The organism is Morganella morganii, assembly GCF_019243775.1.
GTDB classification, from domain to species: domain Bacteria; phylum Pseudomonadota; class Gammaproteobacteria; order Enterobacterales; family Enterobacteriaceae; genus Morganella; species Morganella morganii.
Window position 1 is genome coordinate 3,103,893 of sequence record NZ_CP069157.1, and the last position, 17,723, is coordinate 3,121,615.

Here is a 17,723-nt window from a genome sequence, read left to right on the forward strand (position 1 = left end):
CTTGCTATCTGGTCAAAATCTGCACGCCGGTCTGAGCTGCTGCTTTCGGATACCGGCAGGCGACGTTGGCTAACAGAGGAAATAACCCTTGTGAATCCCGGTAGTACTCAAATTCGTCCGGCAGCAGAATCTGACGGCCTTTGTTATCGAATTTGCGGTACCGCATATACTGTTTAATGTCAAAATCAGCTGTCCGCGACAACCAGCCGCCGGTACCGATGATTTTGCTGACCCGTGATAAATCACGGCCAATCTGTAAATCCACCGTACCTGCACAGGTGGTCACCTGCTGTTTTGTGCCCGCATGGCGTTCAGTCCCCAGTGCGACACAAATACCGGCTAACAGATGGTCATAAACACGTTCTTCGTCCGTCTGAGGCAGATAATCAGGGTGCTCATTGACATAACGGGTGTAGCGGTAAAAGGCATCCAGCTGCTCCGGATGATTCACAAACTGCGCTTCGGCTAATTCGCGGCCTGCCTCACCGGCGATTACCGCCGATACACGCATGCCAAGGTCACCTTCCACAGTCCGTTTCACTTTCGGCTCCGGAATCCCGTGTAAAATGGTATCCGGCAGTAAGCTGTTGTTGCAGGACGAATAAATATCCGTCGTTGCGCCACCCATATCCATCAGCACAAACTCTTCCCAGCCGGGAACGTTGTCACGGATTTGCTGTACTAACTCAAAGACAGAGAATGGTGTCGGACGCGGCTCTTCGCCGGTCTGTTCAACAATGACGTCCAGTCCCTTGCCCTTCACAATCTTTTTCAGAAAAATGTCACAGATAGCTTTACGCGCATCAAACGGGTTCGGACTATCCAGACTCGGTAAAATGTTGTTAACGACAGTCAGTTCTTTATGGCCGAGGATCTCAGCAATATCGTCCTGAATATCACGGTTACCCGCATAAATGATGGAACAGTTCAGATCGGATTCCGCCAGCATTTTTGCGTTTTGTAATCCGTATCCGACATCGCCGCCATCCGTCCCGCCGGTGAACAGGAAAATATCCGGGGGTGTCTGTTCGAGTTTGCGGATATCAGTCCGGTTGAGCTTGTACGCAAAGTGCTGAGACACTTTTGCGCCCGCTGAGTGAGCAGTGACTTTTGCTGACTCAAGGGTAATTGTCGGAACCAGACCCAGTGCCGCTACCGCTAACCCGCCTTTGGCGGAAGAGGAATAGTTAATGTTAACTTTCCCGGCTTCCAGTAAAGGACGCGCATCGGACACATTGAGGATTTTATTCAGTACAGTGAAAAATCCGTCTGCCAGATGGTCAATCGTCGTGGGGGTCAGGGCATAATTCTTTAATTCAATATGATCATCACTTCCCACGTCGAACACGGCACCTTTTGTCCAGGTTGAACCGATATCTATCGAGACGTTGATCATTACGCGGTCATTCCTTCTTTGCGGGCCGGGCTTTTTTCAATGTCTTTTTTCATGACATCGCAGACGTATTCCAGGTCAGTGCTCGGGAAGAACACGCGGTTAAAGCCCATGTCGCTGAATTTTTTCTCGATTTCAGCCGGTTCCTGTTTACCGATAACCAGGTTACCGCCGACATACAGCAGAATTTCGCCCAGACCACGTTCGATGCAGCGCTCACGCATACCTAAACAGTCCACTTCGCCGTGACCGTAAATAGAGGAAACAACGATTGCCTGCGCGCCGGTTTCAATAGCGGCGTCGATATATTCGTCCTGGCTGACCATGACACCCAGGTTAATCACATTAAAATTGTGCTGGGAAAACACGCGATCTAAAACTTTGTTACCGACGGCATGGCAATCGGCACCAATTACACCAATAACAATGGTAGGCTTCTGCATGATATACCTCTAAATAAACTGAATGTTCGGAATTAAAGTTAAAACAAAATCTGTTAAATCCGTTTGGTATTAATTAAGAAAGTATCTAAGTACAAATCAGGTGTTCATCCCTATTTAATTCCTTAACTTTCCACTGATGATAATGTGCAATTCAGGGGATTTAAAAACAATTGATATAAAGTAAGGATATCTTGCAAAAACGGAATGGTTTTCGGTGGGGTATAAAACACGATGCAGATCACACTTAAATTCCATTTAAAATCATATAGATACCATCAAAAACAACAAACAAAAACTTTAATTAACAATTATTTAAACCTAATGACAAATAAATCAATCCTGATTTTGTGATCATTGTTATATTATTAAATTCACCATAAATAGCAATTAATTTTTAATGTTTAAACTATATTTTATAGTATATTCAACATGAATATATTTTGATAAAAAATGACGAAATAGTGTGACGAACATCTTATTAAAGTATGCAACGGAATGCCACAGAGAAATAAAAAAATAAATGATACAAAAAAGTAAATGACTTATTATTAATATGATAATGATGCTGTCTTGTTTTTGTTATTCCAATGACTGAAATAAGCCATTCAGCTCACATAATTACCCCGGAACCGCTATTACGGTGCCGAGGTTTTATTTTTTCAGCGGATTCCGTGCTCTTCGGTAAACTGAGCCAGCAGGTAATTAAGGTAGTCAGTCAGCAGTTCCTCATCTTCCAGCGGCAGGAGTTGTTCCAGGGCGGTGTCGGTAAAGAACTTCTGCCAGAACAGCCGTTTGGCATCGCGGGAAGCATTGGTGGCTTTAACCTGCTCGCGCAGCCGTGCGGCGGCACGCAGCTTCACCGGGGCATCCGCCGGAATCGCCTGCATAACACGGTGTTTCAGAAACTGTGTATAGACCGGGTTTCCGCCGCAGGTCAGCGCAATCTGAACCGGCGGGACATCAATGGTGGCCGGGGAGATAAATGAGGCGCTTTCCGGCGCGTCAGTCACGTTACAGAAGCAGTGACGGGCATTGGCCTGTTCCAGCACCTGCTGATTTACCTCCGGTGAGTCTGTCGCGGCAAAGGCCAGCCAACAGCCCTGCGGCCACAGTGCAGCATCAAAGTCCGCTTCTGTCAGCGTAAGATGCGGATTTCCCGCCAGAGCGGTGAGATCTCCGTGGAACCAGCGGGCAATGACGGTGACATGCGCCCCGGCCTGTAACAGTGTCCGGCATTTATGGGCGGCAACTTCCCCGCCCCCCACGACCAGACAGGTCTTTCCCTGTAAATCACAAAACAGCGGATAACGCAGCATAGTGTCTCCTTTGCGGACAGCGTCAGAATCAGTTGTCTGAATCATATCCTGCCCGTTACCGGGACGCAGCAAAGCGGCGCGTACTTTGTGGGGCAGCGCGTTAAATTGAGGGGAAATGCTCAGCACCGGAGCCGGGGTTCTGCCCCGGGTTTGTTGTTAATAAAGAAGGCGGAATACTCAGCACCGGGACCGGGCTGATAACCGGCAAAACGAAAAGTCGCTGTAAACACTTCCCTGTGCGCTCAGGCGCGTCATCCATGACGCGCATGCTTTTCGTCTCTCTGCCGGTTATCTGCCTTTTACTTTTGCTGCGGATGGAATGATGCGAACTTTGGTTCGGTGGCCTGTTGTTAACAAAGGGGGGTGAAACGCTCAGCACCGGGGCCGGGCTGATAACCGGCAAAACGAAAAGCCGCTGTAAACACCTCCCTGTGCGCTCAGGCGCGTCATCCATGACGCGCATGCTTTTCGTCTCTCTGCCGGTTATCTGCCTTTTACTTTGGCATGATGAAAACCGTGGATATTCAATATCATCCCACAGAAGTCAGGACGTTAAATAAAAAGAGACTCAGGAGTCATCCGCTAAATTATTCAATTTGCAGCAAGGCGGCAAACGAAAGAAACCGGGGAGCATACATCAGTATGTGACCCGGTTTATTGAGTGCAGCCAACGCAGCTGCGGATTGAAGAATGACGCGGATAGGAATACTCAAAATCATTCGGTCTGTGGCAAGGCGGCAAAGTGAAGATGACCGGGGAGCATACACCAGTATGTGACCCGGTCAGCTGAATGAAGCCAACACAGCCACAGGCTGAAGGATGATGAGTATTTAGCGGACGCCGCCCGGCGCCATGCTCACCTCATGCACCTGAGGGTAGAATCTGTCCAGCTGATGCCGCTGGATCCAGTCATAAATAAAATCTTTATCGTGCAGGGTGTCATCATAGATAAGCCCGGCCACGCTGCCGCTGTGGGCGACATTCAGACCGTAAATCTTTCCTTTATCTGCAAGGGCATGCAGCTCGCTGAAACCGGGTTTGGGCAGCAGATCCTGGCTGGCGATCGCACTCAAAGTGGCTGCTTCGCCCAGTCGCTGCGGATCCTGTTGTTCACAGGCGGCGGTAAGCAGTTTCCAGGCCTGAGCCAGCAGAGGTTCCCGCGCCAGCAATGCGGCCCGGCGGTCGCGCTTGTGGAAATCTTCCGTCAGTACCACATCCGGACTTTCCAGCAGCAGCAGTTTCAGATCCGGCGCCCAGCCGAGTGATATTTGTGTCTCAGCCGTCTGGTGGTCAAACAGTGTCAGGGAGGAAAAGAGCGTGCTGTCTGTCGGTTCAACCGCCACACAGAGTTCTGCGAGAGTTTCCGGTGATAATTCATGGCCGTAAAAACGTGCGGTCGCCTGGGCGGTGGCGGCAATATCCGCTGTGCTGCTAGCCAGCCCTTTACCGACGGGGATGGTGGATTCATATTCGATCCGCAGCATACCGGTGGCTTCCGGCACGATATCCAGATGTTTCAGTACGCGTTCCAGCATCTGGCGCATGCGGGGCCGTTCCAGCCCCAGCGGAACACCTTCTTCCACCGAGACATAGCTGTACCAGTTGATGGGGCAGGAAACCAGTTTTTCTCCCCCGAGGATCCATCCCTGCAACAATTCTCCGCAGGATGCCGGACAATGTGCCTCAGCCATGTTGAAATACCTGTTTTAATGCGCCGATAAGATGACGGTTCTCCGCCTGACTGCGGACCGCGATCCGGTAATAAGAGCCATCCAGCCCCGGGTAGTTCTGACAGCGGCGGATCAGCAGCTTATATTTCAGCAGAGCGGACTGGAGTTCCACGCCGTTCAGGCAGCGGATAAAGATATAGTTTGCCGATGGCTGCCGGATTTTCAGCAGCGGAAACTGCCGCAGTTCATTGCACAGGTATTCCCGCTGGGCGGCAATAAAATCCTGTGTTTTGCGGATATAGTCTTCATCATCCAGCAGTGCTTCACCCACCAGCGCAGCCAGACCATTGATAGTCCACGGCTCACGCCAGGCTTTCAGATTACTGATAATGTGGCTGTCGCCGCACAGCAGATAACCGAGGCGCAGACCGGGAATGGCGAAGAATTTTGTCAGCGAACGCAGCAGATAAAGGTAGCGGGTTTCCGGCAGGCGCGCTGTCAGCGGTGATCCTTCCGGCAGAAAATCAATAAACGCTTCATCGACAATCAGATGAATATGGCGGGATTCGCACAGGGACACCAGTTTGTGCAGCAGTGCGGTATCCGGCATCAGACCGGTCGGGTTATTCGGTGTGGCGATAAACACACAGTCCGGGCGGCGGGCTTCAATATCCGCCAGCAGGGATTCATCCGGCTGGAAATCATTCTCTTCCGTCAGCGGGTGTTCGATGATATCGCAGCCCTGCTGTTCCAGTGCTCTGCGGTATTCGGCAAATCCGGGGGTTAACAGTAATGCGCTGTGGGGGTTGAGATGGCGCACCAGCGCGTAAATCAGTTCCGTCTCTCCGTTACCGGCAATGACCTGCCCCAGTTCACAACCCGCACCTTTGGCCAGTGCGGCATGCAGATAGCGGTATTCAATATCCGGGTAGCGTTCAATAACTGACAGGTTATCGCGGATGATGGCTTTAACCCTCTCGGGCGGCCCCAGCGGGTTAATATTGGCACTGAAATCGAAGATAGATGCGGGTGAGATGCCGAGGAGCTCAGCCACCTCTACCACATTACCACCGTGTTCGCTCATAGCCTCCTCCAAATGTAAGAGCTGTACACAGTATCACCTGCATACAGCCGGATGCTTATTATTTTAAGGATAATACTATGACGCAGCTTCTAATGGGGCTTCCTGCGTAATATCAATTTGTGTGGCGGCAAACGCCAGAATTTGGTGCAGATTCACCACATTACCGACGACAATCAGTGCCGGCGGATGTAATTTATGACGCGCAGCCTCTTCCGGTAAAGTGGCGAGGGTGGCGGTAACCACCTGCTGGCGCTGCTGGCTGGCATACATGACCACGGCAGCCGGGGTATCCGGTGATTTTCCGCCGTCGATCAGGAGCTGACTGATTTCGGCCAGACGGGTCATCCCCATCAGGATCACCAGGGTGCCGTTAAGGGCAGCCAGTGCATTCCAGTTCTGAGGCTCATTCCCCTGACACATATGGCCGGTGACCACATGGAAGCTTGATGCGTGATCGCGGTGAGTCACCGGGATCCCCGCATACGCCAGCCCGCCGATGGAGGAACTGATGCCCGGGATAACCTCAAAATCGAGGCCGTTCTCCGCCAGGGATTCCGCTTCTTCGCCGCCGCGGCCGAACACATACGGATCCCCGCCTTTCAGGCGCACCACATTTTTGCCTTCTGCGGCATATTTCACCAGAATGGCATTGATTTCTTCCTGCGGCACCGGATGATGATTCGGTGTTTTACCGACATTGATGATTTTACAGTCCGCCGGTGCACAGGCGATCAACTCAGGATTGACAAGACGGTCATGCACCAGCACTTCGGCATGACGTATACAGTGAAGTCCCTTTACGGTAATTAATGATGCATCTCCGGGTCCGGCTCCGACCAGCCATACTTTACCTTTGCTCATTTTATTGCCTTATCAATCAGATTAATCAACATGAAAAAATCACATCATTTTATTCGTTATGCACGACACCTGGTGGTGATAAAAAATACTATTTATTAATGATGTTTTGTAGTTGGACAGCAGTATTAATTACCCGTGAACTTTATTCTTTGATCTATTCACGATAAATGCGTAATAAAGACAATTCTGTTTAATATTTTGTATTATTAAATAATCACAGGAAAAAATATATGACTAATATCCCAATAATACGTTCACGCAACGGAAGAGTTCATGAAAAAAAAATCAAGTAGATCATGTACTTTCAACCAACTGAAATAAATGGATTTTTACATTCACCTCATAAAAACAGGTCATTATAATCAACAAATAAGCCGCCATTTCTGAAATTATCATTAACAAATAATAAAAACAAGATCATTTAATTAACATATTTGCATATGTTTATAAAAATAAAATAGTTGCATTTTATTCATCTTGATCACAAATCAAGTATTTATGTGAAGAAACTCACAAACTGTAATAAGCAGATATATAAAGGCAGCATTTTATGTTTTATTAAACCCGAATATAAATAGCCGTAAAAAAATCACTATATCAAAAATCGGCAATGTTAATTAAATGATCATTACATTTTCGTGTCGCTGTTCAGCAATATTCCGTGTTGCTTATGATCATGAAAATAAAAAGACAGTTCACCGGGTTAATTTATTTAACCTTTTTTGCTTTCCTGGTATCAGGACGTTTTTTTTGGCAACAACACCGTGTCAAAGGTAGCGTATGAATAAGGCACAAAAACAGGTCTTCGTAATCGCGGGCACCAGCAGCGGCTGCGGAAAAACCACCATTACCCTCGGGATCATGCGGGCACTCAGTGCACGCGGATTGCGTGTCCAGCCCTGCAAAGTCGGCCCTGATTACCTCGACAGCAGCTGGCATACCGCCGTCACCGGCGTACCTTCCCGTAACCTGGATGCCTTTATGCTGCCGGAGTCCGTTCTGACCCCGCAATTCCGTCATTATATGCAGGACAAAGACGCCGGTGTGATTGAGGGCGTGATGGGCCTGTATGACGGCTTCGGTACCGACCCTCACTATTGCAGCACTGCCGCGATGGCAAAACAGCTGGACTGCCCGGTGATTATGCTGGTCGACGGCAAAGCGGTTTCCACTTCTATTGCCGCCACGGTGATGGGATTTCAGCATTTTGATCCGTCACTGAATATCGCCGGGGTGCTGATTAACCGGGTTAACAGTGACAGTCATTTCCAGCTCCTGAAACACGCGATTGAACACTACTGCCATGTGCCGGTGATCGGCTACGTGCCGGTGATGAGTGATATTGAACTCCCTTCCCGTCATCTGGGGCTGATCCCGCCGCAGGAGCAGGCACAGCAGACTGAACGCTGGCAGCGCCTGGCCGATCAGATAGAAAAAACCGTTGATGTGGATAAGCTGCTTTCCCTGACACACTGGCAGGCACAGGCAGACAGCACACCAATACAGCTCACCACCCCCGGTGCCGGGCACGGGCTGACTGTCGCCGTGGCGGATGATGCCGCTTTTAACTTCTATTATCCTGATAATCTCGATTTACTGCGTCAGAGCGGCGCGGAGATTGTCACATTCAGCCCGCTCAATGACAGTGTTCTGCCGGATCCGTGCCATATGATTTACATCGGCGGCGGTTATCCGGAAGTCTATGCTGAAAAACTTTCATCTAACACCGCGATGCGGGACGCACTGCTGGCGGCGCATCAGCGCGGTATTCCTGTTTATGCGGAGTGCGGCGGATTGATGTATCTCGGTGAAACCCTGACAGACAGCAGCGGCAACACCTTCCCGATGACCGGCATCATTGCCGGACACAGCACCATGGGTAACCGACTGAAGCGCTTTGGTTACTGTGAAGGTACCGCACTGACAGACACCACTCTGGTTCGTGCCGGTGAACGCCTGCGCGGTCACGAGTTTCATTATTCTGATTTTGAGACTGATCTGCCGTCTGCTTTTGAGTTTATCAAAGAGCGCGACGGCGAAATCCTCAAACGCTGGCGCGGCGGTTATCAGGTCGGAAATACCTTTGCCGGATATCTGCATGTGCATTTTGCCCAGCGTCCGGGGTTATTGGATCACTGGTTTGCCCTGGCACGGAGTGTGTTATGACGTTGCTCAGCTGGCTGGCCGCTTTCCTGCTCGACTGGCGCCTCGGTGACCCGGAGCACTGGCCGCACCCGATCCGCTGGATTGGCAACGCCATCCGTAAAACCGAAGGTGTGATCCGCCGCCGCTGTCAGAGCGGTGCGGCACTGCGCCGTGGCGGAGCCGTGTTGTGGATTGTGATCGTCGGCGGCACCTGGGCGGTGAGTTACGGCGTGCTGGCGCTGGCGTTTTATCTGGAAACCAGTCTCGGCTGGCTCGTCACCATCTGGATGACCTACACCGTTCTTGCCACCCGCTGTTTACAGGATGCGGCGATGCGGGTGTATGACGCGCTGAAAGCGGATGATCTGGATGAGAGCCGTGAAAAATTATCATGGATCGTCGGGCGTGATACCCGGGAGCTGACACCGCCGCAAATCACCCGCGCGGTAACCGAAACCGTCGCGGAAAATACCACCGACGGCGTAATCGCCCCGCTGTTCTTCTTATTACTGGGTGGCGCGCCGCTGGCGATGGCCTATAAAGCGGTGAATACCCTGGACTCGATGGTCGGCTATAAAAATGAAAAGTACGGCGATATCGGTATGTTTTCCGCCCGTGCGGATGATGTCGCCAACTATATCCCGGCGCGTCTGAGCTGGCTGCTGTTCACCTTCGCCGCCTTTGTTCTGAAATACCGTTACCGCGAGGCTTTCCGCACCGGATTACGTGATCACGCCAATCACCGCAGCCCGAACAGCGGCTGGTCCGAAGCGACTGTCGCCGGCGCACTCGGTGTACAGCTGGGCGGGCCGAATACCTATTTCGGTCAGCTGGTGGATAAGCCGTGGATCGGCGACAACACCCGCGACATCAATGCAGACGATATTCTCAGCACCATCCGGCTGATGTGGGTTGCCTCCTCCGCCGCACTGGCGCTGTTCGCCGTCATTCATCTTCTGGCACAGTGGATTTTGTAAGGGAAAAATATGAGTTACATACAACAGCCGCAGGAAATCGAAAAAAACAGTTTTCTGATCATTGATGACATTATCCGCGAAACACGGCCGGAATACCGTTTCGCCAGTGATGATCACGCGGCAATTATCAAACGCGCTATCCATACCACTGCCGATTTTGACTGGCTGGATATCCTGCATTTTTCTGACGGTGTGATTGAAATCCTCCGTGACGGCATTATGCGCGGCTGCACTATTTATACCGATACCACTATGGCACTGTCCGGGATCAACAAAACCCGCCTGGCGAAATACGGTTCAGAGTGCCGCTGCTATGTCAGCGACCCGCGTGTGGTCGCTGCCGCCAAAGAGCAGCAGATGACCCGCTCTATGGCCGCCGTGGATATCGCCATGCAGGAGCCGGGTGAGAAAATTTTTGTCTTCGGCAATGCCCCGACCGCCCTGTTCCGCGTGCTGGAACACACAGAAAAACCGGTTGCCGTTGTCGGCGTGCCGGTCGGTTTTGTCGGCGCGGCAGAATCCAAAGATGCGCTGGCAGAAAGTTCACTGCCGTGTATCGCCGCGCTCGGCCGTAAAGGCGGCAGTAACGTGGCCGCCGCGATTATCAACGCCATCCTTTACCGGATGCCGGAGGCGTAATCATGACGCAGGAAAACATCACAGCACCTGACGATAACGGCACCGGCGTCGTCTGGCACAAAGGCAAGGCACTGCGCAAGGGGTATACCACCGGCTCCTGTGCCACCGCTGCCGCCAAAGTGGCGGCGCTGATGGTGTTGCGTCAGGAAGTGATTCAGCAGGTTTCGATTGTCACGCCGTCAGGGGTGACACTGAACCTGAATGTGGAAGATCCGCTGATCTGCGGGCAATCCGCCACCGCCGCCATCCGCAAAGATGGCGGAGATGATATTGATGCCACCCACGGCATGCTGATTTTCGCCCGTGTCGCGGTCAATGACAGCGGCATTATCACCCTGGACGGCGGCGAAGGTGTCGGCCGGGTGACGAAGGTCGGTGTTGGTCTGCCTATCGGTGATGCGGCGATCAACAAAACCCCGCGCCAGACTATTGAAGCGGCGGTCCGCGAAGTCATCGGTCCGAACCGGGGGGCGGATATCACCATATTTGCCCCGGAAGGGGAAGAGCGGGCGAAAAAAACCTATAACGGCCGCCTCGGTATTCTCGGCGGAATTTCTGTCATCGGCACCAGCGGTATTGTCACGCCGATGTCGGAAGAGAGCTGGAAACGCTCCCTGTCCATCGAGCTGGAAATGAAACGCGCCCAGGGTATGACCCGCGTTTTCCTGGTGCCGGGTAACCACGGCGAACGGTTTGTCAGCGAACAGCTCGGGCTGGACGGCACCTATGTCGTCACTATGAGTAACTTTGTCGGCTATATGCTGCAGGAAGCCACACGACTGAAGTTTGAGCAGGTGGTGATCCTCGGGCACTTCGGCAAGCTGGTCAAAATCGCGGCAGGCATTTTCCACACCCACAGCCATATTGCGGATGCGCGGATGGAAACCCTGATTGCTAATCTCGCCCTGATCGGCGCTCCGCTCTCCTTATTACAGGAAGTGGACGGCTGCACCACCACCGAAGCGGCGATTGAACTGATTAACGCACAAGGCTGGCAGGCGGTCTATCCGCGGATCGCGGAAAAAATCTGTGACCGGATTAATCAGATGCTGCGTTTCTCCGATGAGCCGCCGCACTGTGATGCCATTCTGTTCTCGTTTGATAATCAGGTGCTGGGGACCAACCGGCCGCTCAGCGCCATAACGGAGGGATTCCGATGATTTATGTGACAGGCGTGGGCCCCGGCTCAGAAGCGTATCTGACCCGGCGGGCAGCGGATGTGATTTCCGGGGCGGACATTTTAATCGGCGGTCAGCGCCATCTGGATGAATTTGCCGGGCTGACCACAGAAACCCGTGTCATTGATGCGGATATCAGCGGCCTGATGAACTGGATAGCAGAGCGTCTTGATCGCCGCATTGTCATTCTGGCTTCCGGTGACCCGATGTTTTTCGGCATCGGCAAACGCATCAGCGAAACCTTCGCACCGGAGCAGGTTCAGATAGTGCCGGGTATCAGCTCCGTACAATATCTGTGTTCCCGTGCGGGGATGGATATGAATGATATTTATCTCACCAGCAGCCACAACCGCAGCCCGGATTTTGACTGGCTGCTCGCCCATGAGCGTATCGGCATGGTGACGGACAGTAAGATCGGCCCGAAAGAAATCGCCGCCGAAATCCTTCAGCGCGGCCAGACCCGGCGGATGATCATCGGAGAAAACCTCTCCGGCCGGAATGAGCGGATCACCATTCTCAATGCAGAAGAGGTCAGCGGTGATTACAACATGAATGTGGTGTTAATTGATAAGCGGGGCAGCGTGGCCTGATGAAAGACGAACTGTTTTTACGCGGGCAGCAGATCCCGATGACCAAAGAGCCGGTGAGAGCGCTCGCCCTGTCACGGCTGGATTTACAGGGTGCACAGCGCCTGATTGATGTGGGTGCGGGCACCGGCAGTGTTTCAATTGAAGCGGCACTCAGCCACCCGGCGCTTGAGATTATTGCCATCGAGAAAAAACCGGAAGCCATTGCGCTTATCAAAGAGAACTGCCTCCATTTCCGCTGCCCGCAAATCCGCGTGATTGACGCGTATGCACCGGTGGAACTGGCCGAAAAAGCAGATGCCGTGTTTGTCGGCGGTACCGGAGGAAATCTCACGGAGATTATCGACTGGTCTCTCGATCATCTGCACAGCGACGGCACCCTGGTGATGACCTTTATCCTGCTGGATAACCTGACACAAGCCATTGCGCACCTGAAACAGTGTGCGGTGAGCGAACTGGACTGCTGTGAATTACAGGCCGGAAATATGACCGCGCTCGGACACAGTTATTATTTTAAACCGAATAATCCTACCTATCTTATTTCCTGCCGTAAGGAGGCGCGTTGTGGCTGAACAGTTTGACCGTCAGAAAGTCTGGTTTGTCGGAGCCGGTCCCGGGGATATCAGTCTTATCACCCTGAAAGGCTACCGTATTTTACAACAGGCTGACATCGTCATTTATGCCGGTTCGCTTATCAATACTGATCTGCTGGACTACTGCAAAGACGGCGTCGAAAGCTACGACAGCGCCGCCATGACCCTCGACGACATCATCACTGTGATGGTTGACGGCGTGAAAAGCCACAAACTGGTGGTGCGTCTGCAGACCGGCGACCTCTCCCTGTACGGCTCTATCCGTGAACAGGGCGAAGTGCTGGCGGAACACAATATCGGCTTCAGCGCGATCCCGGGCGTCAGTTCCTTCCTCGGTGCCGCAGCCGAACTGGGTGTGGAATACACCGTACCGGAAGTGTCCCAGAGCCTGATCATCACCCGTATCGAAGGCCGCACACCGATGCCGCCGAAAGAGAGTCTGCGCAGCTTTGCCGCTCACCAGACCTCAATGGCGATTTTCCTGTCTGTTCAGGATATCAAAGGCGTGGTGGAGCAACTGACCGAAGGCGGTTATCCGGAAACTACCCCGGTCGCCGTGGTGTATAAAGCGACCTGGCCGGATTGTCAGGTGCTGCGCAGTACTCTGGCGGAGATCACCGTTGCCGTGCGCGACGCAAAAATCCGCAAAACCGCACTGATTCTGGTCGGTCCGTTCCTCGGCGACGAGTATCACTATTCAAAACTGTATGACGCAGGCTTCAGCCATGAGTACCGCAAAGCCTCGCGGTAAGCGCATTGCGCTGTTTTGCCTGACACCGGGCGGCAAAGCGCTGGCGGAAAAGATCCGCCCGCTGCTGCCGGTGACCTGTTACACCAGCGAAAAACTGGTCTCGGATGGCTTTGAACCGTTCCGTGACGGCTTTGCCGCCACCTTACAGCAGGCATTTGCAGAGAATGACGCTCTGATTGTCATCGGCGCAACCGGCATTACCGTGCGGGTACTGGCACCGGTGATTCAGGACAAAATGAGTGACCCTGCCGTGATCGTGATGGATGAGAAAGGACAGCATGTGATCAGTCTGCTCTCCGGCCATCTCGGCGGGGCTAACGAGCTGGCCACCTGGCTGGCGGGCCGGATCGGCGGACAGGCGGTGATCACCACCGCAACCGATGTCAATCAGGTCACCAGTTTTGATCTGCTGGCGCAGGAGATGAATGCCACGTTCACCGATTTCCGCGCCACCGTCAAAACCCTGAACCAGATGATGGTCAGCGGGGAGCGTATCGGCATCTGGTGGCATCCGGATATGGCGGCAGAGCAGGATAAATACGCCTTACCCGGGCTTATCCCGGTGGCGGATCTGCGCACTCTGCCGGAACTGGATGCGCTGGTGTGTGTCAGTTACCGCCGTGAGGAAGTGATGCTGCCGGTGCCGGTCTATAAACTGATCCCGCGCCGGATTATTGCCGGTATGGGCTGCCGCAGAGATACCGGGGCAGATGAAGTTCAGCAGCTGTTTGCTGAACAGCTGGCTGAGAACAATCTGCTGCCGGAAGCCGTCCGCGCTATCGGCAGTATTACCCTGAAAGCACAGGAGCCCGCCCTGCTGGCGCTCGCTGCCCGCTATCAGGTGCCGTTTACCGTATTCAGTGCTGAGGAGCTTGCCCCTGTGGCGGCACAGTTCCCGGAATCAGAATTTGTTAAAAAAACCACGGGTGTCGGGAGTGTATCCCGGCCGGTCGCCTGGCTGATGAGCAAAGGCTGTCTGATAGGGCAAACCTGTAAGACCCGGGGGATCACCATTACGTTAGGAGCAGAAACAGTATGTTAACCGTTATAGGCATTGGCCCCGGCAGTGAAGCCATGATGACCGAAGAAGCCGTCACCGCACTGAAAGAAGCGGAAGTGGTCGTCGGGTATAAAACCTATACCCATCTGGTGAAACCTCTGGTGGGCGACAAAGAAGTCATCAAAACCGGCATGCGCAAAGAGATCGAACGCTGCCATCTGGCCATTGAGCTTGCACAGGAAGGCAAAAACGTGGCGATGGTGTGCAGCGGTGACGCCGGGATTTACGGCATGGCCGGGCTTATCCTCGAAATCGTCACCAAAGAGAAGCGCGATATTCAGGTGCGTGTGGTGCCGGGTATTACCGCCAGTATCGCCGCCGCGTCTTTACTGGGTGCCCCGCTGATGCACGACTTCTGCCATATCAGCCTGAGCGACCTGCTCACGCCGTGGGAGGTGATTGAGAAACGCATCAAAGCCGCCGCCGAAGCCGATTTTGTTATCTGTTTCTATAACCCGCGCAGCCTGGGCCGCGAAGGTCATCTGGCCCGTGCCTTTGAACTGATGGCACCGTTCAAAGCCGCCACCACCCCGATCGGCGTGGTGAAAGCTGCGGCCCGTAAGAAAGAAGAGAAATGGATCACCACCTTCGGTGAGATGGAATATGAGCGTGTCGATATGACCAGCCTGGTGATTGTCGGTAATAAATCCACCTATATCAGTGATGACCTGATGATCACACCACGGGGATACAAACTGTGAATGACGGCAGACTGCTGATTTTCGGCGGGACCAGTGATGCCCGTCTGCTCTGTGAGCGCCTGGATGCACAGGGAGTCCGCTACCGGCTCTCGGTCGCCACCGCCGCAGGCCGTCAGCAGGCAGCCGGATTACAGGGTGAGATCCGGGAAGGCCGGATGGATGCACAGGCGATGGCGGAATACTGCCGCCGTCACGGGATCCGCCTGCTGGCGGATCTCTCGCATCCTTACGCCGCCGTGCTCAGCGACACTATTTTGCAGGTGCAGCGTGAGCTGGGCATTCCGCTGGTGCGTTATAACCGCCCGAGTGATATTGACGCGGTTGATAACCCGCTGATTTACAAAACGGACTCCATCGACAGCGCCTGTGAGATTGCCATGACACTCGGTCAGCGGATTTTGCTGACCACCGGCAGCAAACAGCTGGCGGATTATATTGCCCGGCTGCCGGGCAAAACCGTGCTGGCGCGGGTACTGCCGACACAGGAAGTGCTGGCGCAGTGCGAATCTTACGGGATGACCATTGACCAGATTTTTGCCCTCAAAGGGCCGTTTTCGGCGGAATTTAATGAAGCGTTTTACCGTTACTGCGGCACGGATGTGGTGATCACCAAAGAGTCCGGCACCCAGGGCGGATTCAGTGAAAAAATCGCCCCCTGTCTGGCGCTGGGAATTCCCTGCATTGTCGTGGTACGCCCGCAGACCCGGGTGTCCGGTGATGTGACTGAATTGCAGGATCTTTGCGGGGTAGAGCAGTATCTGACATCCCGTTTTTCTGTCTGTTGATTTACTGAGGTTATGAGATGAAAAAAGCGTTATTAGTGATTAGTTTCGGCACCAGTTACGCGGAAACCCGTGAAAAAAATATCGAAAGCTGTGAAAAGCAGCTTGCGGCAGCGTTCCCCGGCCGTGATTTTTTCCGCGCCTTCACCTCCGGCATGATTATCCGCAAATTAAAAGAGCGCGATAACCTGCATATCAATAACCCTGAAGAGGCATTACGCCATCTGCACGAGCAGGGTTATGAGGATGTGGCTATCCAGTCACTGCATGTGATTAACGGGGACGAATACGAAAAGATTGTCGGCCAGGTTGAAAAATACCGTCCGTTTTTCCGCTATCTGCGCGTGGGCAAACCGCTGCTGAGCAGTTTTGAGGATTACTCACAGCTGATTGATGCCCTGCACTTCCAGATGCCGGAACTGAAAGCCGACGAGCGTGTGGTCTTTATGGGTCACGGCGCCACTCACCACGCCTTCTCCGCTTATGCCTGCCTGGATCACATGATGACCAACAGCGGCTTCCCGGGACGTGTCGGGGCGGTGGAGAGCTATCCGGAAATCGACCTGATTATTAAAGGTCTGAAAGCCGAAAACGTCCGCAAAGTACACCTGATGCCGCTGATGCTGGTCGCCGGTGACCATGCCATCAATGATATGGCCTCCGATGAAGAAGATTCCTGGAAAACACAGCTGGAACAGGCCGGAATCGAGGCTACCGCATGGTTACAGGGCATGGGTGAGAACAATATGATCCGTCAGATGTTTGTCGAACACCTGGCGCAGACAATGGATAACGGGGAGTAATATCCGCACATGAGTCAGCAAACAGAAAAACCACAGGGCAGACTTTACGCTATCGGCACCGGTCCCGGTGCCAGTGACCTTATCACGGTGCGCGGCGCACGGATTATCAGCGAGCTGGATATCCTGTATGCCCCGGCCGGTAAGAAAGATGCCCCGAGCCTGGCACATACCATTGTCGCCCCGTATATCACCGGTAAAACTACGGTGAAAACCTATCACTTCCTGATGAAAGCGCCTCAGGAAGCGAAAGAAGCAGTCTGGGATGATGTCGCGAAAGCGATTCAGGAGGATGTGGCTGACGGTAAAAAAGTCGGCTTTATCACCCTGGGCGATTCCATGCTGTTCAGTACCTGGGTTTCCCTGCTGGAGCGTATCGGCAATCAGCCATGGCTGGAAGTGATTCCGGGCGTGACCTCGTTTGCGGCTATCGCTTCACGGGCCGTTGTCCCGCTGGCAATGGAAAACCAGAGCCTTGCTGTCATGTCGTGTACCGCATCTCCCGAAGAACTGGAGCATGCGATCACGCATCATGAATGCATTGTGTTAATGAAAGTCTATGGTCGTTTACAACAGGTACGCGATCTGCTCCGCCGCCATGATTTGTTTGATCATGCCATCCTGATGGCCGATGCCACACTGGAAACTGAACAGTGCTGGCGGCGCCTGGATGAGATCGACGACGAACAGACACTGCCTTATTTCTCAACGGTATTAATTAATAAAACCCGGAAATAATTCGG

General features: G+C 53.0%; 18 protein-coding genes. 12 read left to right on the forward strand and 6 right to left on the reverse strand.

Annotated features, from left to right (window positions below; genetic code table 11):
* Positions 1 to 4 precede the first annotated feature (4 nt).
* The 6 genes from glmL to cobA all read right to left on the reverse strand — a co-directional run bounded on the left by glmL (position 5) and on the right by cobA (position 6,767).
* Positions 5 to 1,396 (reverse strand): methylaspartate mutase accessory protein GlmL, encoded by a 1,392-nt coding sequence (gene glmL, locus JL661_RS14875; RefSeq protein WP_004236127.1) that lies wholly within the window; start codon positions 1,394 to 1,396, stop codon positions 5 to 7.
* Complete coding sequence (glmS, locus tag JL661_RS14880) at positions 1,396 to 1,836, reverse strand: methylaspartate mutase subunit S (RefSeq protein WP_004236129.1); 441 nt, start codon at positions 1,834 to 1,836, stop codon at positions 1,396 to 1,398. Before glmS ends, glmL begins: the two co-directional genes overlap by 1 nt.
* A gap of 659 nt (positions 1,837 to 2,495) precedes the next feature.
* A complete protein-coding gene (locus tag JL661_RS14885; protein WP_225310093.1) occupies positions 2,496 to 3,197 on the reverse strand; it encodes a precorrin-2 dehydrogenase/sirohydrochlorin ferrochelatase family protein in 702 nt (233 codons plus the stop codon).
* A gap of 785 nt (positions 3,198 to 3,982) precedes the next feature.
* Positions 3,983 to 4,843, reverse strand: coding sequence for a GHMP family kinase ATP-binding protein (locus JL661_RS14890; RefSeq protein WP_004236135.1), 861 nt, complete (start codon positions 4,841 to 4,843; stop codon positions 3,983 to 3,985).
* On the reverse strand, positions 4,836 to 5,906 hold the full coding sequence (gene cobD, locus JL661_RS14895; protein ID WP_004236136.1) for a threonine-phosphate decarboxylase CobD: 1,071 nt from the start codon (positions 5,904 to 5,906) through the stop codon (positions 4,836 to 4,838). The genes JL661_RS14890 and cobD overlap by 8 nt, the downstream gene beginning before the upstream one ends.
* Before the next feature lie 75 nt (positions 5,907 to 5,981).
* Positions 5,982 to 6,767 (reverse strand): uroporphyrinogen-III C-methyltransferase, encoded by a 786-nt coding sequence (cobA, locus tag JL661_RS14900; RefSeq protein ID WP_004236137.1) that lies wholly within the window; start codon positions 6,765 to 6,767, stop codon positions 5,982 to 5,984.
* A gap of 780 nt (positions 6,768 to 7,547) precedes the next feature.
* On the opposite strand from cobA, the gene JL661_RS14905 reads away from it, so the two are divergent.
* The 12 genes from JL661_RS14905 to JL661_RS14960 are packed head-to-tail and all read left to right on the forward strand — an operon-like array spanning position 7,548 to position 17,718.
* Positions 7,548 to 8,933 (forward strand): cobyrinic acid a,c-diamide synthase CobB, encoded by a 1,386-nt coding sequence (locus JL661_RS14905; protein WP_062773420.1) that lies wholly within the window; start codon positions 7,548 to 7,550, stop codon positions 8,931 to 8,933.
* Positions 8,930 to 9,889: an adenosylcobinamide-phosphate synthase CbiB gene (cbiB, locus tag JL661_RS14910; RefSeq protein WP_062773417.1), complete on the forward strand. Its 960-nt coding sequence runs from the start codon at positions 8,930 to 8,932 to the stop codon at positions 9,887 to 9,889. The genes JL661_RS14905 and cbiB overlap by 4 nt, the downstream gene beginning before the upstream one ends.
* Positions 9,890 to 9,898: 9 nt before the next feature.
* Positions 9,899 to 10,528 carry a cobalt-precorrin-8 methylmutase gene (locus JL661_RS14915; protein WP_004239019.1) on the forward strand — a complete coding sequence of 210 codons (630 nt, stop codon included), beginning with the start codon at positions 9,899 to 9,901 and terminating at the stop codon, positions 10,526 to 10,528.
* Positions 10,529 to 10,530: 2 nt separating this feature from the next.
* On the forward strand, positions 10,531 to 11,688 hold the full coding sequence (gene cbiD, locus JL661_RS14920) for a cobalt-precorrin-5B (C(1))-methyltransferase CbiD (protein ID WP_049246201.1): 1,158 nt from the start codon (positions 10,531 to 10,533) through the stop codon (positions 11,686 to 11,688).
* Positions 11,685 to 12,296: a cobalt-precorrin-7 (C(5))-methyltransferase gene (locus JL661_RS14925; protein ID WP_062773414.1), complete on the forward strand. Its 612-nt coding sequence runs from the start codon at positions 11,685 to 11,687 to the stop codon at positions 12,294 to 12,296. The genes cbiD and JL661_RS14925 overlap by 4 nt, the downstream gene beginning before the upstream one ends.
* Positions 12,296 to 12,865: a decarboxylating cobalt-precorrin-6B (C(15))-methyltransferase gene (locus tag JL661_RS14930; RefSeq protein WP_004236150.1), complete on the forward strand. Its 570-nt coding sequence runs from the start codon at positions 12,296 to 12,298 to the stop codon at positions 12,863 to 12,865. Before JL661_RS14925 ends, JL661_RS14930 begins: the two co-directional genes overlap by 1 nt.
* Positions 12,858 to 13,637: a cobalt-precorrin-4 methyltransferase gene (locus JL661_RS14935; protein WP_004239025.1), complete on the forward strand. Its 780-nt coding sequence runs from the start codon at positions 12,858 to 12,860 to the stop codon at positions 13,635 to 13,637. The genes JL661_RS14930 and JL661_RS14935 overlap by 8 nt, the downstream gene beginning before the upstream one ends.
* The gene (locus JL661_RS14940; protein ID WP_062773411.1) at positions 13,612 to 14,679 is read left to right on the forward strand and encodes a cobalt-precorrin 5A hydrolase; all 1,068 of its coding nucleotides are present in this window, start codon (positions 13,612 to 13,614) and stop codon (positions 14,677 to 14,679) included. The genes JL661_RS14935 and JL661_RS14940 overlap by 26 nt, the downstream gene beginning before the upstream one ends.
* Entirely contained in the window at positions 14,673 to 15,398 is a 726-nt protein-coding gene (locus JL661_RS14945) for a precorrin-3B C(17)-methyltransferase (protein WP_004239028.1), read from the forward strand. The genes JL661_RS14940 and JL661_RS14945 overlap by 7 nt, the downstream gene beginning before the upstream one ends.
* A complete protein-coding gene (locus tag JL661_RS14950) occupies positions 15,395 to 16,183 on the forward strand; it encodes a cobalt-precorrin-6A reductase (RefSeq protein WP_004239029.1) in 789 nt (262 codons plus the stop codon). The genes JL661_RS14945 and JL661_RS14950 overlap by 4 nt, the downstream gene beginning before the upstream one ends.
* A gap of 17 nt (positions 16,184 to 16,200) precedes the next feature.
* Positions 16,201 to 16,983: a sirohydrochlorin cobaltochelatase gene (cbiK, locus tag JL661_RS14955; protein WP_004236155.1), complete on the forward strand. Its 783-nt coding sequence runs from the start codon at positions 16,201 to 16,203 to the stop codon at positions 16,981 to 16,983.
* Positions 16,984 to 16,992: 9 nt separating this feature from the next.
* Complete coding sequence (locus JL661_RS14960; protein ID WP_004236156.1) at positions 16,993 to 17,718, forward strand: cobalt-factor II C(20)-methyltransferase; 726 nt, start codon at positions 16,993 to 16,995, stop codon at positions 17,716 to 17,718.
* Positions 17,719 to 17,723: the final 5 nt, after the last annotated feature.

Excerpts from the sequence above, each read along its gene's own strand:
- cobA (WP_004236137.1), bottom strand. The coding sequence starts at position 6,767 with ATGAGCAAAGGTAAAGTATGGCTGGTCGGAGCCGGACCCGGAGATGCA.
- JL661_RS14960 (WP_004236156.1), top strand. The coding sequence starts at position 16,993 with ATGAGTCAGCAAACAGAAAAACCACAGGGCAGACTTTACGCTATCGGC.
- cbiB (WP_062773417.1), top strand. The coding sequence starts at position 8,930 with ATGACGTTGCTCAGCTGGCTGGCCGCTTTCCTGCTCGACTGGCGCCTC.
- JL661_RS14885 (WP_225310093.1), bottom strand. The coding sequence starts at position 3,197 with ATGATTCAGACAACTGATTCTGACGCTGTCCGCAAAGGAGACACTATG.
- JL661_RS14905 (WP_062773420.1), top strand. The coding sequence starts at position 7,548 with ATGAATAAGGCACAAAAACAGGTCTTCGTAATCGCGGGCACCAGCAGC.
- JL661_RS14930 (WP_004236150.1), top strand. The coding sequence starts at position 12,296 with ATGAAAGACGAACTGTTTTTACGCGGGCAGCAGATCCCGATGACCAAA.
- cbiD (WP_049246201.1), top strand. The coding sequence starts at position 10,531 with ATGACGCAGGAAAACATCACAGCACCTGACGATAACGGCACCGGCGTC.
- glmL (WP_004236127.1), bottom strand. The coding sequence starts at position 1,396 with ATGATCAACGTCTCGATAGATATCGGTTCAACCTGGACAAAAGGTGCC.
- glmS (WP_004236129.1), bottom strand. The coding sequence starts at position 1,836 with ATGCAGAAGCCTACCATTGTTATTGGTGTAATTGGTGCCGATTGCCAT.
- cbiK (WP_004236155.1), top strand. The coding sequence starts at position 16,201 with ATGAAAAAAGCGTTATTAGTGATTAGTTTCGGCACCAGTTACGCGGAA.
- JL661_RS14945 (WP_004239028.1), top strand. The coding sequence starts at position 14,673 with ATGTTAACCGTTATAGGCATTGGCCCCGGCAGTGAAGCCATGATGACC.
- JL661_RS14915 (WP_004239019.1), top strand. The coding sequence starts at position 9,899 with ATGAGTTACATACAACAGCCGCAGGAAATCGAAAAAAACAGTTTTCTG.
- JL661_RS14925 (WP_062773414.1), top strand. The coding sequence starts at position 11,685 with ATGATTTATGTGACAGGCGTGGGCCCCGGCTCAGAAGCGTATCTGACC.
- JL661_RS14890 (WP_004236135.1), bottom strand. The coding sequence starts at position 4,843 with ATGGCTGAGGCACATTGTCCGGCATCCTGCGGAGAATTGTTGCAGGGA.
- cobD (WP_004236136.1), bottom strand. The coding sequence starts at position 5,906 with ATGAGCGAACACGGTGGTAATGTGGTAGAGGTGGCTGAGCTCCTCGGC.
- JL661_RS14940 (WP_062773411.1), top strand. The coding sequence starts at position 13,612 with ATGAGTACCGCAAAGCCTCGCGGTAAGCGCATTGCGCTGTTTTGCCTG.